Source organism: Methylomonas sp. EFPC3 (assembly GCF_029643245.1).
GTDB classification, from domain to species: domain Bacteria; phylum Pseudomonadota; class Gammaproteobacteria; order Methylococcales; family Methylomonadaceae; genus Methylomonas; species Methylomonas koyamae_B.
Window position 1 is genome coordinate 583849 of sequence record NZ_CP116398.1, and the last position, 13895, is coordinate 597743.

Here is a 13895-nt window from a genome sequence, read left to right on the forward strand (position 1 = left end):
GCGGATCAGTCAGTCTGTCAAGCATCGCTTTCGGCCGTTTGTCCGCGCCGAGCGGCGGCTTAAAGTTTTTCCAATACCGATGCTTTCCAACCGTGTTGTTCCAATTTTCGCTCATTCCATGGAGAATTTCATGCCAGATTTGCGGCCTCGTTCTGCGAGTTCTGAGTTTTGTTCGCCGTTGTGCGGTGGTTAATCGGCTTATGCGATTCGTCTACACCTTGCTGTTTCATTCGGCATTGCCGTTGGTGTTGCTGCGCTTGTATTGGCGCGGGACCAAAGCGCCTGAATACCGGCGACGCTGGCGTGAACGCTTAGGAATTTACCCGTTTCAATCTCGCCAAGGCGTGCTCTGGTTTCACGCGGTCTCGGTCGGCGAGGCCGAAGCGGCGTCTCCGCTAATAAAGTGGATGCAATCTCAATATCCCGAATTGCCGGTGCTGGTGACGACTACCACCCCGACTGGTTCGGCGCGAGTGCGGGCAGTGTTGGCCGACAGGGTCGAGCACGTGTACTTGCCATACGATTTGCCGCTGGTGGTGGGTCGCTTTATCACACATTTTCGGCCCCGCTTGGCGGTAATCATGGAAAAGGAGATCTGGCCGAACCTGTTTGCCGCTTGCGCCGAGGCTTCCATACCGTTGTATATCGTCAATGCCCGCTTGTCGGAGCGTTCGGCGCAGTCCTATCAAAGAATTCCGGCCTTGGTGCGGCCGGCATTGGCCGGTGTGGCGGCGATTGCAGTGCAAACCGTTGATGACCGGACTCGGTTTATCCAGATCGGAGCTCAACCCGATCGCGTGCGGGTGCTCGGCAATATCAAATTCGACGTGACCGTAGCGCCCGAGGTCGTGGGGCAAGGGCAAGCTCTAAAGGCCCAGGCATTTGCCGGGCGTTGGGTTTTGGTGCTTGCAAGTACTCATCACGGTGAAGAAGATGTGTTCCTCGAACTGTATCCGCAGCTAAAAGCCGCGCTGCCCGAATTGTTATTGCTGATCGTGCCGCGGCATCCCGAGCGCTTCCAAACGGTGAGAGCGCTCTGCGAGCAACGCGGGTTGCAAGTGGTGATGCGCAGCGAACAGCGGGCTTGCGGCGCACAGACCGACGTTTATATCGGCGACAGCATGGGCGAATTGAAAATGCTGTATGCCGCGGCCGATGCTGCGTTCGTCGGCGGGAGTTTGGTTCCGGTTGGCGGCCACAATGTGTTGGAACCGGCGGCTGCCGGCGTACCGGTAATCTTCGGTCCGGAAATGTTTAATTTTCAGGAAATAGCCGAGCGCATGCTCGCCGCCGAAGCGGCCGTTCAGTGTGCCGGGGCTCAGGCCTTGCCAGCTGCGGTGTTACGCCTTTATCAAGATATCGACTTTAAAAATCGTCTGGTTGGCAACGCTCGGCAGTTTGTTGCCGACAATCAAGGAGCGGCTGAGCGGACTGCTGCATTATTGGCTGAAAGCTTGGATGTTTGAAGCGGTCCTGACGGTTTGGCGAAAAGGGCTCGGTGTTTTCCGTTATAATTCGTCGGTTTTTAATTTTTTAGGTTAATAGCGGATTATGTCGGATATTAAAAAAGTGGTGCTGGCCTATTCGGGCGGTCTGGATACTTCAGTGATCTTGAAATGGCTGCAAGATGTTTACCAATGTGAGGTCGTAACATTTACCGCCGACATCGGCCAGGGCGAAGAGCTGGAGCCGGCACGGGCCAAGGCTAAGGCAGCCGGCATCAAGGAAATCTATATCGACGATTTGCGCGAGGAATTTGCCCGCGATTTCGTATTTCCGATGTTCCGCGCCAATACCATTTACGAGGGCGAATATCTGCTGGGTACCTCCATCGCCCGGCCGCTGATCGCCAAGCGTCTGATCGAAATTGCCAACGAAACCGGCGCCGACGCGATTTCCCACGGTGCTACCGGCAAGGGCAACGACCAAGTCCGCTTCGAGTTGGGTGCTTATGCGTTGCGGCCGGACATTAAGGTTATTGCGCCCTGGCGGGAATGGGATTTGAATTCACGGCAAAAACTGCTGGATTACGCCGAGCAGCATGGCATCTCGGTGGAGATGAAGAAAGGTAAAACCTCGCCCTACTCAATGGATGCCAACTCGTTGCATATTTCCTACGAAGGCCGGATTCTGGAAAATCCGTGGACCGAGCCGGAAGAAGACATGTGGCGCTGGAGTGTGTCGCCGGAAAATGCGCCGGACCAAGCCACTTATGTCGAATTGACCTATGAAAAAGGCGATATCGTCGCCATCGACGGTGAACCGCATACGCCGCATCAGGTCATGGAAAAACTGAACAAAATCGCTGGCGCCAATGGCGTCGGCCGCCTGGATATCGTCGAGAACCGTTATGTGGGCATGAAGTCGCGTGGTTGCTACGAAACGCCGGCCGGCACCGTGATGTTGAAGGCCCATCGCGCGATCGAATCTCTGACTCTGGATCGCGAGGTGGCGCATTTGAAGGACGAATTGATGCCGCGTTATGCCTCTCTGATTTACAACGGTTACTGGTGGAGTCCGGAACGCAAAATGCTGCAAACCATGATCGACGAGTCGCAAGTCAACGTGAACGGTAAAGTCCGTGTCAAGTTGTATAAAGGCAACGTCATCGTCGTCGGCCGTCAATCGGAATCCAACAGTTTGTTCGACGAAAATATCGCCACCTTCGAAGAAGACGGCGGCGCCTATAACCAAAAAGACGCCGAAGGCTTCATTAAATTGAACGCCCTGCGGATGCGGATTGCGGCGAAAAAAGGCCGTTAAGCCCGAAAGCAGAAAACAGGACATTTTTCCGCAAGCTTGTATAATGCGCCGATAACTGTCCGCCGATCGTAGTACTTGGCTACGTCGGCGGGCAGAGACGCTTCCCGATTAGCAAGACTAAAACAATAATGAGCGACATGCCTGAGATTAATCCGGATGAAGTCATAAGCGACACGCGCGAGATTGTCTATTTGCGGACCGCAAACCAGCATCAGGCATTGGTAAAAGCCAACCGCGTGCTGCTGCTGTTGGTGATGGGGTTGATGGCGGTTGTGTTTGTGTTGGGGTTTGTATTGTTGCCCAGACAAAATTTGCTGACCGAAATCCAAAAACATCAGACCTTGTCTGCGGTTTATGCGACTCAGAACCCGGCGCTATCTGCAGAAATTAGTGCTTTGAAAGGGCAGTTATTCGGTTTATTGAGCGGTTCAATCGAAAGCAAATTGCGGACATTGGAAGAGAATATTAAAAAAGGCAGCGTTGCCGATTCCTTGGATACGATTCGCGATTTGAAAGGGGATGTAAAAATCCTGACGACCTATTCGATCGATTCGCCGGCCAGAGCCGATGGCGCGGCAGTGAACCAGGCCTTGATCAAGGAATTGAACGATGTAAAGGATTTGGTTTATCTGACCTTCGTCTCTTGCGGTTTGATGATCGCGGCGATTGCCGGGGTCTGGCTGCGTGGTCGTTACCGTCTAACGCATCAGCGAAGTCGCCAAGCCTATCTTGGCAGAGGCGATTAACCCGCTATTTTATTTGGCGGATAAAAAAGCCGCTATCCGTTACGGATAGCGGCTTTTTATTTGCCTGTCGAACTGCGATTATTTTTTCAAATATTCGTAGACTGCGTCGATGGCTTGGTCTTCGGTATAACCAGCTTTTTTGACAGGACCCACTTCCATGATCGCTGCGGTGGCTTTAGGCATGCCGTTTTTGCCGTTTTTCAGGACGCTGGCGAACTGGTCTTTCGGCAGTTTACCCGCTTTGATCAGTTCTTTCAGTTGTGGGTTAGAAGAGATGTCATGGCAAGCGCCGCAACCACGGCCGAAAGCACGCTCGTAAATTTTTGCGCCGATTTCTTCCGCTTCGTTAGCTGCAACTTGGCCGCTGATCGCGATAAGAGCTGCGCCTACTAATAAACCGAATGATTTTTTCATTTTCTTCTCTCGTTGTGTTTAAAAAAAGAACTGCGTATTGTTGTTTTGAATAAGCAGTTCACAGGGAAGTTAAGCGGGTAAAGGATAGGGAACTTTGGCAAAAAATTCAATCGATTTTCTGTTTCACCACTGCCGTTAGCCCGCTTGCGGCCTGATTTTTCCAACCAAAGCTTAAATTTGGCTGAAATCGGGAAATTGTCCCGCAATCGCCTAGCAAATGGGTAGAAACCACTCCAATTGTTCGCGTAAACGTACGACGGTACCGACAATAATTAAGGTCGGCGGCTTGATATCGGCATTCTCCACTTTTTTCGGCATATCGCTCAAAGTTCCGGTAATCACCCGTTGGTGGCGGGTGGTACCTTGCTGAATCAGCGCAATGGGTTGGTCGGCCGGGCAGCCATGTTCGATCAGGGATTGGCAAATCGTTTCCAGTCCAACCAAGCCCATATAGATCACGATGGTTTGATTGGGGGCCGCCAGTTGGCTCCAGTTCAGATTGATATTGCCGTCTTTCAAGTGGCCGGTGACAAAGGTGCAGGATTGGGCGTGGTCGCGATGGGTCAACGGGATGCCGGCATAGCTGGCACAGCCGGCCGCGGCGGTAATGCCCGGTACCACTTGAAACTGAATGCCCTGTTGCATCAGCGTTTCGATTTCCTCGCCGCCGCGGCCGAAAATAAACGGGTCGCCGCCTTTCAAGCGGGCTACACGTTTGCCGGATAGGGCTAGATTGGCGAGCAGTTCGTTGATTGATTCCTGTGGCAGGCTGTGGTTGCTGCGTTGCTTGCCGACGTAGATTTTTTCGGCGTCGCGGCGGGCCATTTCCAGAATCTCTTTCGATACCAGCCGGTCGTAGACGACCACATCCGCCTGCTGCATCAACCTTAAGGCGCGAAAGGTCAGCAAGTCAGGATCGCCTGGTCCGGCACCGATTAGATAGACCTCGCCGCGGTTTTGCGATTGTTCGGCTGCATCGAGTTTGGCGCGCAGTTCGGCGCCGGCTTGGTCGCGGCGTCCGGAGAATACCAGCTCGGCGATATTACCTTGCAATGCGTCTTCCCAGAACACTCGGCGTCGAGCTGCATCCGGTAGGCGTTGTTTGACCAATGCCCGGAACTCCTCGGCAAATTGCCCTAGCAGGCCGAACGCGCCAGGAATAGCCGTTTCCACCTTGGATCGCAGCAAACGTGCCAACACCGGCGATACGCCGCCGGAAGAGACCGCGACCGTCAAGGGCGAGCGGTCGACGATAGCGGGAAAGATGAAGCTGCATAAGTCCGGGTTATCGACCACATTGACCGGTATGTTACGCGCATTTGCCGCTTGGGCCACCGCTTCGTTGACGCTTCTGGTGTCGGTGGCCGAAACCACTAGGCACATGCCGTCCAGGTCGCTATCGGCGAAAGGTTTTTGGGTCAGCATTACGAGGCCAGCGTTTGCCATGTCGGCGACGCTGTCGCTAACTTCCGGCGCGACTACGCTAATTTTGGCTCCGGCTTTTGCCAATAGCTCAATTTTTCGGCTGGCGATTTCGCCGGCACCAACAATCAGGCAGGATTGGCCCTTGAGTTTTAAAAATAGCGGAAAGTAATCCATGGTCCTTGATTTTCGGGGTCTGGGGGTTGATGTTATGATACGTGCCGTCAATTAGCGATTGAGCGAATACCGATATGATTGAATTTGATTTGGAAGTCGATGCCAGCGGTTTACAGTGTCCGCTGCCGCTGTTGCGCCTGAAAAAAGCCATTATGGAAATCAACAGCGGCTCGGTGGTCAAGGTCATTGCCACCGATCCGGCCGCTCATTTGGATTTCGGCGTGTATATCGATCAGGCAGGACACCAATTGGTTCACAATTTACGGGATGCCGACCGGCAGATCTTTTACATCCAAAAAAAATAATGGGCTTAGCGCAGGCTGATGATAGGCCAATTGGCTAACTCCGCAGCCTGCCTCAATTTTTCGTCCGGATCGACGGCGACCGGACGGTCTACCAAGTTCAACAGCGGCAGATCGTTATGCGAATCGCTGTAAAAGCATGAACCCTCCAACGTTTCCGCCGATTCGGCCAACCAATCCCGCAACAGATCGACTTTGCCTTGTTGAAAGCAGGGCGTGCCCTGGAATTTGCCGGTGTAGCGGCCGTCTTTGAATTCGGGCGTCGTCGCCAGCAAGTTGTCGATGCCGTAGAGTTTCACGATCGGTTCGGTCACGAAACGGTTGGTCGCGGTGATCACCAGCAGCGTGTCGCCGGCCTGGCGGTGCCGGTCGATCAGCTCCCGTGCCGCATCCAACATGATCGGCCTGATCAGGCTATCGACGAATTCCTCCCGCCAACGGTAAAGCTGGTTGGCCTCGTGCTGCGCCAGCGGCGCCAACGAGAAATGCAGAAATTCGACGATGTCCAGCGTGCCTTGTTTGTAATCCTCGTAAAACTTTTTATTGGCTTGTTCGTAATGGTCTTTGTCGACGATGCCGCGATCGACCAAAAACTGGCCCCATAAAAAGTCGCTGTCGTCTGCGATCAGCGTGTTATCCAAATCGAAAATGGCTAAGCTCACGGCAAACCCGTCGTCGTAAAGAAAAAGATAAGGCCGGTAGCGTCGGCCAAGTATTTGTGGAACAATTGCGGCATTAACTTTAATGGCCGTACCGCTGCTAATTTTAACATTCCGGCATTAGCAATCGGGCGGCAAATGATACAGGTTTTTTACATGATAGACTCGAAAGGATACCGGCCGAATGTCGGGATTATCCTTTGCAATGACGAGGGTCGTGTGTTTTGGGCCAAGCGCAAGGGCGCGAATTCGTGGCAGTTTCCGCAAGGCGGAATTGATGGCGACGAGGACCCGGAAACCGCGATGTACCGGGAATTGTGGGAGGAGACCGGTTTGCGCGCCGAACACGTGCAACTGTTGGGTAGAACCCGATACTGGTTGCGTTATAAGTTACCGGACCGCTATATCCGTAAGAACTCCACGCCGCTATGTATAGGCCAAAAGCAAATTTGGTTCATTTTGCGCTTAAACACGGACGAGTCGATGGTGCGTTTCGATTGCGGCCATAAACAGGAATTCGATAGCTGGAAATGGGTCGAGTACTGGTATCCGTTGAAGGACGTGGTTTACTTTAAACGCCGCGTTTATCGTAAGGCCATGGACGAGTTGGGCGCTTTGCTAATTACCAACGATGTCGGCGTCAATGCCGAAAGTTATTTGTCTGGCAGATTGGAAGCCGGCTAGTAGCTCTTCAAATCCAGCCGGAGCTCGGGCTGTTCGGCATCGATTCTATAGCAGACGGTCTTCAACGTGCCGTCGTCGTACAATTCGAACACCCGGTAGCCGGGTGGTTTAACATCCAATTCGAATTCGGTGGCGCCGGGCTTGAACTGCACGCAAGTTGCCGGTGCGGACACTATTTGAATACCTCTATAGTGCTTTGCCATTTCCTGGTGCAAATGGCCGCAGGTGATCGCTTTGACCTGCGGGAATCTTGCCGCAATCTGCAGCAATTCCTCACCGTTCTCGATCATCATGGTGTCCATCCACGGACTGCCGCTGGCAACGCAATGATGGTGCACCGCCAGTACGGCCGGCAAATTGCAAGTTTCCAAGGTCGCGTTTAAAAACAGCAATTCGGCGTCAGCCAGATAACCGCCAGGATAACCGGGCTTTTGGCTGTTCAATCCGATAATTTGCCAATGCGGAAATAGCCGGAGTTTGCCGCAACTTAGTTGGCTCCGATTTAATTCGGTTTGCATTAACGGCCAATCGTCGTGATTGCCAGGCAGAAACAGACAGGGGCTGGCGTAGCGTTGCAAGCGGTCGGCGATACGCCGGTAACTGTCCGGGCCCGGATCTTGGCCCAGGTCGCCGGTCAATACGATCAGGTCGAAGCTGCCGTGTCTCGTATGAGCCGCGTCCAGCACTTGGGCGAAGTAATATTCGGGGTCTACGCCCAGCAAAGTAGCGCCGGCATGCGGCAGAATGTGCAGGTCGGTCAACTGTAGAATTTTCAGCGTCGACATCGCTTAGCGCAGATACGGCAGATAAGCCTGGCTGTTCGGGTGGACTTGACTTAAGTCGTCGTCGGCGCCGATCCAGCGATACGCGCTGTGTTGCTGCTGCGGCAGCTGCGCAGACTCGAGCGCCATATTCAGTTGGTAGCCCAGCACCACGTAGTGGGTACTGATTCCCGGTGCGTCGGCAAAATTGGTGTCGTATAAATGGGTAAAGGCGCCAAGCAAGCGGCCGTCGCCAATTTCGTAAACTTGGCCCAGTTCGGTTTCGGTGATCCGCCGGAACGCTTGTTCCAGCGTTTCCGATTTGTAAATTCTGCCGCCCGGCACGAACCAATAACCTTGGGCCGGCTGGTTGAGGCGTTGACCCATCAGAATCTTGCCGTCGGCGGAGCTGACGATCAAATCGATCGATACCAGCGGCGTTAAATCGACCACGTTGAGAAAGTCCTGTTTGGCGAGCATGGCGAGTCCCTCGGTAGATGAGCGGATTGAATTAAATTACGTCTTTATATAGCAGCTTGGAGTTGCGTTGGTAGTTGTAGGCGCTCTGCATCGGCGCCGGCAAATCTTCGATCGCACAGGCTACGAAGCCGCGTTCGACGAACCAATGCAAAGTCTGGGTGGTACGGACGAACAGGCGGCGAATGTTGCGGGCTCGAGCCTGACTGACCAGGTAATTCAGCAAGCTATCGCCACGCCCACCCTGGCGATAGTCGCCATGAACCGCCAGACAGGCCAGTTCGGCGCTGCCGGCATCGGTCATGACGTGGAATGCGGTGCAGCCGATAATCAGGCCGTCGCGCTCGATAACTATATAGTCGCCGATTTCCATCTCCAGTTTTTCCCGCGAACGTTTGACCAGAATGCCCTGGGCTTCCAGCGGTTTGATCAGCTCCATGATGCCGCCGATATCGTCCAGCGTCGCCGAGCGGATGGTTTCGAAGGCGGTGGAACTAACCAGGGTGCCGACGCCGTCGCGGGTAAACAGTTCCAGCAGCAAGGCGCCGTCGACATGGCGGTTGATCAGATGGGCGCGCTGCACGCCACGGCGGCAGCTTTGCATAGCCGCCGTTAACGGTCGGGCGACGGCGTCCGGCAGTGCCGGAGTTTTATTCAGCAATTCCGCGGCCTGGTCGGTAGTCACTTGTAACAGTGCAGCGCCGGAAGCCGGGTCGACGCAGGTTTGCTCGGTCAATAAAATCAGTTTCTCCGCCTGCAGCGCAATCGCTACTTCGGTGGCGACTTCTTCGGCGGACAGGTTGAACACCTCGCCGCTAGGCGAATAGCCGACCGGCGAAATCAGCACCACATTGTTTTGGTCCAATTGCTGATGAATGGCCTGGGCGTCGATCTTGCGCACCGTGCCGGTGTAGCAGTAGTCGATGCCGTCCAGCACGCCGAGCGGTTTTGCGGTAACGAAGTTGCCGGAGGCGACCCGGATTTGGGCGCCGGCCATCGGCGAACCGGAAACGCCCATCGACAGCAAGGCTTCGATTTCGACCCGAACCAGGCCGGCCGCCTGTTTGACGTACTGCAAGGTGGTGGCGTCGGTGATGCGCAAGTGGTGGTGGAATTTCGGCGTATCGCCGTGTTCCGCCAATTGTTCGTCGATCTGGGCCCTGATACCGTAGACCAGCACCAGCCTGACGCCCAGGCTTTTCAGCAACGCGAAATCGTGAATCAGATTGTCGAAATCGGCTTCGCCGACCGCATTGCCGCCGAAGAAAATCACGAAGGTGCGATTACGGTGGGCGTGGATATAGGGCGACGAATTTCTAAACCAGGTGACGAAGGTGGGCTGTTGTTCCATTGGCAAGAGTGTTGATTCGTATTGGGCTAGTTTAACCGGCGGCCGATGATACCGCTACCGGCGTGGAATCCCCTTTACTTAAGAGATTTCCAGCGGCCGGCGACATATTCCAGCGCTTCCTGGATGTTCAGGTCGCGGGTACCGCCGCCGGTACGGACGAAAAATTTAGGTGTGTTGCCGATGTTGAGGAACACTGGCCGCAAGGCCGGCGAGACGATGACCCGGCAAACGTCTTTGTGGTCGATCTTGTGAAACAAGATATGCACAAAGCGGCACAGGTCCGCTCCCAAATTCTCGGCGATCGCAGTGATTAGGGTTTGTTCGAAACCGTCCTGATCGCATTTTTTCAAAGTCTGAAAGTCCGGTTCCAGGCCGACGATTTCGCCATTGTCGGCGACGCCGATCAATAAAGTGCCGCCGATGTGGCTGTTGAAAAATCCGGCCAGCGTTTTCAACACGACGCCTTCCAGGGTCCGATTGACGCGCTGCTCCTGCAAATCCCAACGCAACGTCGATTTGAATTCCAGCAACGGCCCCTCGCCCTGGCGGATGATGGTCGGTAGGTCTTTTTCCAGCTCGGCTTTCAACGCATCCAGGTCGACCAGGCGTTTATGCAGCATCTGGTAAAAGCCGAGCGACAGCAAACCCAGGAGCGCGCCGATTTCGGCGTAGAACAGGATCAAATTATTCTGGTTGATCTGCCCCGTCATCACCTCGGTAAACTGGCCGATGACGAATTCGATCGACGAAATCGGGTCGGCGTTGCGCTCGCGCGAACTGATGTAATCGTAACTGGGCGCCAGCAGAAAAATCCCCATTCCGGCGCCGATCCAGGCGGCCAGAAAGTAGATTTTCAGTTTTTGTTTCCAGATGTTCAGGAGTAGCAGTAAGAAACGTTTCACGTCGGAATGGCGATTTCGAATGGGGGGTATGTTAGGGAAACAATAGCCGGCCATCTTCAGGAAAGCTACGTTTGCCTAATTGTTCTGTGGTCAACCTTGGCCCCTGCCAAACGTAGGCTTTGGATGCGCCGGCCATGCTGGCCAATTCGGCGAAGGCGCGAATTTCGATTTGAGTCAAGCCGCCTTCCAGCATGACCAGCGGATGCAGCACTACATGGGGTCTGGCGACGAAAAAGCGCTTCGGCAAGGCTAATAACGCAGGGTTCGTTCGGCGACGGCGAAATCCGCCAGCAGGGTGCGGGGATGGTGGAAGCCGTTTTCGATGCGGATATTGGGCTTGTTGGTTAGCTGCTTTGCCATCGATCCCACTGCAACAATTGAATCCCGGCCCCGCTTAGTCTCTATTGCCAGTAAGGGCGGCTCGGCCAGTTTAAGTCCGGTTTCGGCATGGGTGATTTCGATTAACTCGGGCGTTATAGCGATATAAAGCGTGTTGCGAAAATAGGCGAGCATTGAATCGTCCAAACGTGGTTTGATCTGGTGTCGCTATCTGGAATCCTGCAGAAAGCCGACCGCGGGTTTGAAACTGTAAGCTGTCTCAAACCCGGCCATCGCCAGTACCGGCCCGGTCTGGCGAGCTCAATCTGCTGCGAGCTTCGACAAATCCCTGACCGCACCTTTATCGGCCGAGGTAGCGAAGGCTGCGTAGGCTTTCAAGGCGACGGATACTTTGCGCGGGCGCGGCTTGGCCGGTTTCCAGCCCAGCTTGTCCTGTTCGGCCCGGCGTTGCGCCAGCTCCTCGTCGGACAGCAACACGTTGATCGAGCGGTTGGGAATATCGATCCTGATGCGGTCGCCGTTTTTCAGCAAGCCGATCGCGCCGCCGGCCGCTGCCTCCGGCGAACAATGGCCGATCGACAGACCCGAAGTGCCGCCGGAGAAACGGCCGTCGGTCAGCAGTGCGCAGGCTTTACCCAAGCCCTTGGATTTGATGTAGCTGGTCGGATACAACATTTCCTGCATACCTGGCCCGCCGCGCGGACCTTCGTAGCGGACGACGACCACGTCGCCGGCTTTGACTTTATCGGCCAGGATGTTTTCCACGGCCTCGTCCTGCGACTCGACTACATGGGCGCTGCCTTCGAATACCAAAAGGCTGTCGTCGACACCGGCGGTTTTGACCACGCAGCCGTCCAACGCGATGTTGCCGTGCAGTACTGCCAGACCGCCTTCTTGGCTGAAGGCATGCTCGAACGAGCGAATGCAGCCCTCGGCACGGTCCAGGTCCAAGCTGGGCCAGCGCGCGTTTTGGCTGAAAGCAACTTGCGTTGGGATACCGCCGGGGCCGGCCATGTAAAAGGTTTTTACCGATTCACTGGGGTTGTTCATCACGTCCCATTGCGCCAGGGCCTCGCCCAGAGTTTTGGCGTGAACGGTCGGTACGTCGGTGTGCAATTTACCGGCCCGGTTCAGCTCGGCCAGTATCGCCATGATGCCGCCGGCGCGATGGACGTCTTCGATGTGGTATTTGTTGGTATTCGGCGCGACTTTGCACAGCTGCGGCACCACGCGCGACATACGGTCGATGTCGGCCATTGTGAAATCGATACCGGCTTCCAGGGCAATCGCCAGTAAGTGCAAAATGGTGTTGGTCGAACCGCCCATTGCAATATCCAGCGCGATGGCGTTTTCGAAGGCTTTGAAGCCGACCGCGCGCGGCAGCACCGATTCGTCGTTTTGTTCGTAGTATTGTTTGGCCAGTTCGACGATGCGGTGGCCGGCTTGCTTGAACAATTGCTCGCGGTCGGCGTGGGTGGCGACCACGGTGCCGTTACCCGGTAAGGACAGACCCAGCGCTTCGGTCAGGCAGTTCATCGAGTTCGCGGTGAACATGCCGGAGCAGGAGCCGCAGGTCGGGCAGGCCGAGCGCTCGACCGCTGCCAAATCGCTGTCGGAGACTTTACTGTCGGCTGCCATCACCATGGCATCGATCAAATCCAGTTTTTTGATGTCCGCGCCTTCGGCCAAGCGGACTTTGCCGGCTTCCATCGGGCCGCCGGAGACGAAGATTACCGGAATGTTCAGGCGCATCGCCGCCATCAACATGCCGGGGGTGATTTTGTCGCAGTTGGAAATGCAGACCAGTGCATCGGCGCAATGGGCGTTGACCATGTATTCGACGCTGTCGGCGATCAAATCTCGACTGGGCAGGCTGTAGAGCATGCCGTCGTGGCCCATCGCGATGCCGTCGTCAACGGCGATGGTATTGAATTCCTTGGCGACGCCGCCGGCTTGTTCTATCTCGCGGGCGACCAATTGGCCCAAGTCTTTCAAGTGTACGTGGCCCGGCACGAATTGGGTGAAAGAGTTGGCGACGGCAATGATCGGTTTGTTGAAGTCGCCTTCTTTCATGCCGGTGGCGCGCCACAATGCGCGGGCGCCTGCCATGTTGCGGCCTTGGGTGGTGGTATATGAACGGTATGCAGGCATGGTGATTCCTACTTAAAGCAGAAAGCGGCCATTGTAAACGGCCGCCGGGGAAGGTGTATCAGCCGCGAGTTTATCGCACGGCTAAGTAATAAAAAACTAGAAGGTATCCCAACCGCTGGAGCGGCGGCGCCAACTCAATTTCGGCAGGATGAAGCCAAGCAGTACGCCGAACAAGGACAGGCCGCCGCCGTACAGAAACCAGTCCTGGTTGGTGTTGTCAGTCAAGGCCAGATTTTCCCGTTTCAATTGCTGTAGTTCCCGTTCGACTGCGATGACGCGTTCCTGCAACTGGTCCCGTTGCTGCTTCAATTGGATCGCGTTAGCGGCGGTTTGCTGCAATTCGCTGAGTTCGGCACTGAGCTTGTCGCGTTCCTTGCCGATTTCCTGGCTGCCGGCCTGAGAAGCTTTCAGTTGCTTGTTTTCTTCCGACAAGGCTTCCAGCTTTTTGTTCACGGCTTCGAGTTGGTTGCGGGCGCTGGGTTCGCCGGTCAGATAGCGGCTGAGGATAAAGCCTTCGGCGCCACTACCAGTCTGGATATAGGTGTAACCGTTTTCGGTATTGTCGCCCAATACCGTAACCGGCGCGCCGTTTTCCAGCATCTTCACGATTTTGGTGCGCTCGCTTTCGCCGCTACGTAAAGGGACTTCGACTTTATCTGTGACATAGGCCGTTCTGGCTGCCGCGATATTGGTGAAAAACAGACAGGCAAAGAAGCAAATAAAGGACTTTTTCACGGTATCACTCGT

Annotated in this window: 16 protein-coding genes; 5 read left to right on the forward strand and 11 right to left on the reverse strand. The window is 55.1% G+C overall.

The features are described from left to right. Nucleotides 1-200 precede the first annotated feature (200 nt). The 3 genes from waaA (at nt 201) to PL263_RS02615 (ending at nt 3509) form a co-directional block, all read left to right on the forward strand. Nucleotides 201-1466: a lipid IV(A) 3-deoxy-D-manno-octulosonic acid transferase gene (gene waaA / locus PL263_RS02605; protein ID WP_278211572.1), complete on the forward strand. Its 1266-nt coding sequence runs from the start codon at nt 201-203 to the stop codon at nt 1464-1466. Nucleotides 1467-1551: 85 nt separating this feature from the next. After that, entirely contained in the window at nt 1552-2763 is a 1212-nt protein-coding gene (locus PL263_RS02610) for an argininosuccinate synthase (RefSeq protein WP_278211573.1), read from the forward strand. 137 nt (nt 2764-2900) lie between these two features. After that, the gene (locus tag PL263_RS02615; protein WP_278211574.1) at nt 2901-3509 is read left to right on the forward strand and encodes a hypothetical protein; all 609 of its coding nucleotides are present in this window, start codon (nt 2901-2903) and stop codon (nt 3507-3509) included. A 78-nt stretch (nt 3510-3587) separates the two neighbouring features. On the opposite strand, the gene PL263_RS02620 is transcribed toward PL263_RS02615, so the two are convergent. Continuing rightward, the gene (locus PL263_RS02620; protein ID WP_140912581.1) at nt 3588-3923 is read right to left on the reverse strand and encodes a cytochrome c; all 336 of its coding nucleotides are present in this window, start codon (nt 3921-3923) and stop codon (nt 3588-3590) included. A 210-nt stretch (nt 3924-4133) separates the two neighbouring features. After that, entirely contained in the window at nt 4134-5522 is a 1389-nt protein-coding gene (gene cysG, locus PL263_RS02625; protein ID WP_278211575.1) for a siroheme synthase CysG, read from the reverse strand. Between the two features lie 74 nt (nt 5523-5596). Between cysG and PL263_RS02630 the strand changes: the two genes are divergently transcribed. Next, complete coding sequence (locus tag PL263_RS02630; RefSeq protein WP_140912583.1) at nt 5597-5827, forward strand: sulfurtransferase TusA family protein; 231 nt, start codon at nt 5597-5599, stop codon at nt 5825-5827. Between the two features lie 5 nt (nt 5828-5832). On the opposite strand, the gene PL263_RS02635 is transcribed toward PL263_RS02630, so the two are convergent. Beyond that, nucleotides 5833-6486 carry an HAD family hydrolase gene (locus PL263_RS02635; RefSeq protein WP_278211576.1) on the reverse strand — a complete coding sequence of 218 codons (654 nt, stop codon included), beginning with the start codon at nt 6484-6486 and terminating at the stop codon, nt 5833-5835. A gap of 153 nt (nt 6487-6639) precedes the next feature. On the opposite strand from PL263_RS02635, the gene rppH reads away from it, so the two are divergent. Beyond that, on the forward strand, nt 6640-7167 hold the full coding sequence (gene rppH, locus PL263_RS02640) for an RNA pyrophosphohydrolase (protein WP_140912585.1): 528 nt from the start codon (nt 6640-6642) through the stop codon (nt 7165-7167). On the opposite strand, the gene cpdA is transcribed toward rppH, so the two are convergent. The 8 genes from cpdA to PL263_RS02680 form a co-directional block, all read right to left on the reverse strand. After that, the gene (cpdA, locus tag PL263_RS02645) at nt 7164-7952 is read right to left on the reverse strand and encodes a 3',5'-cyclic-AMP phosphodiesterase (protein WP_278211577.1); all 789 of its coding nucleotides are present in this window, start codon (nt 7950-7952) and stop codon (nt 7164-7166) included. The genes rppH and cpdA overlap by 4 nt on opposite strands. A gap of 3 nt (nt 7953-7955) precedes the next feature. Continuing rightward, nucleotides 7956-8408, reverse strand: a complete 453-nt coding sequence (locus PL263_RS02650) for a GDP-mannose mannosyl hydrolase (protein WP_278211578.1) — start codon at nt 8406-8408, stop codon at nt 7956-7958. Nucleotides 8409-8439: 31 nt separating this feature from the next. Beyond that, nucleotides 8440-9756 (reverse strand): amino-acid N-acetyltransferase, encoded by a 1317-nt coding sequence (gene argA / locus PL263_RS02655; RefSeq protein ID WP_278211579.1) that lies wholly within the window; start codon nt 9754-9756, stop codon nt 8440-8442. A gap of 74 nt (nt 9757-9830) precedes the next feature. After that, nucleotides 9831-10658 carry an ATP-binding protein gene (locus PL263_RS02660; protein ID WP_278211580.1) on the reverse strand — a complete coding sequence of 276 codons (828 nt, stop codon included), beginning with the start codon at nt 10656-10658 and terminating at the stop codon, nt 9831-9833. Nucleotides 10659-10689: 31 nt separating this feature from the next. Continuing rightward, complete coding sequence (locus PL263_RS02665; protein WP_278211581.1) at nt 10690-10905, reverse strand: hypothetical protein; 216 nt, start codon at nt 10903-10905, stop codon at nt 10690-10692. A gap of 2 nt (nt 10906-10907) precedes the next feature. Continuing rightward, nucleotides 10908-11171 (reverse strand): hypothetical protein, encoded by a 264-nt coding sequence (locus tag PL263_RS02670; protein ID WP_278211582.1) that lies wholly within the window; start codon nt 11169-11171, stop codon nt 10908-10910. 126 nt (nt 11172-11297) lie between these two features. After that, the gene (ilvD, locus tag PL263_RS02675) at nt 11298-13148 is read right to left on the reverse strand and encodes a dihydroxy-acid dehydratase (RefSeq protein WP_278211583.1); all 1851 of its coding nucleotides are present in this window, start codon (nt 13146-13148) and stop codon (nt 11298-11300) included. A gap of 96 nt (nt 13149-13244) precedes the next feature. Next, nucleotides 13245-13883, reverse strand: coding sequence for a TIGR04211 family SH3 domain-containing protein (locus PL263_RS02680; protein ID WP_278211584.1), 639 nt, complete (start codon nt 13881-13883; stop codon nt 13245-13247). Between the last annotated feature and the right edge of the window lie 12 nt (nt 13884-13895).

Bases quoted from the DNA above. Each gene is read 5' to 3' on its own strand.
- PL263_RS02620 (WP_140912581.1), bottom strand. From the start codon at position 3,923: ATGAAAAAATCATTCGGTTTATTAGTAGGCGCAGCTCTTATCGCGATC.
- cpdA (WP_278211577.1), bottom strand. From the start codon at position 7,952: ATGTCGACGCTGAAAATTCTACAGTTGACCGACCTGCACATTCTGCCG.
- PL263_RS02670 (WP_278211582.1), bottom strand. From the start codon at position 11,171: ATGCTCGCCTATTTTCGCAACACGCTTTATATCGCTATAACGCCCGAG.
- PL263_RS02630 (WP_140912583.1), top strand. From the start codon at position 5,597: ATGATTGAATTTGATTTGGAAGTCGATGCCAGCGGTTTACAGTGTCCG.
- ilvD (WP_278211583.1), bottom strand. From the start codon at position 13,148: ATGCCTGCATACCGTTCATATACCACCACCCAAGGCCGCAACATGGCA.
- PL263_RS02610 (WP_278211573.1), top strand. From the start codon at position 1,552: ATGTCGGATATTAAAAAAGTGGTGCTGGCCTATTCGGGCGGTCTGGAT.
- argA (WP_278211579.1), bottom strand. From the start codon at position 9,756: ATGGAACAACAGCCCACCTTCGTCACCTGGTTTAGAAATTCGTCGCCC.
- PL263_RS02650 (WP_278211578.1), bottom strand. From the start codon at position 8,408: ATGCTCGCCAAACAGGACTTTCTCAACGTGGTCGATTTAACGCCGCTG.
- cysG (WP_278211575.1), bottom strand. From the start codon at position 5,522: ATGGATTACTTTCCGCTATTTTTAAAACTCAAGGGCCAATCCTGCCTG.
- waaA (WP_278211572.1), top strand. From the start codon at position 201: ATGCGATTCGTCTACACCTTGCTGTTTCATTCGGCATTGCCGTTGGTG.
- PL263_RS02615 (WP_278211574.1), top strand. From the start codon at position 2,901: ATGCCTGAGATTAATCCGGATGAAGTCATAAGCGACACGCGCGAGATT.
- rppH (WP_140912585.1), top strand. From the start codon at position 6,640: ATGATAGACTCGAAAGGATACCGGCCGAATGTCGGGATTATCCTTTGC.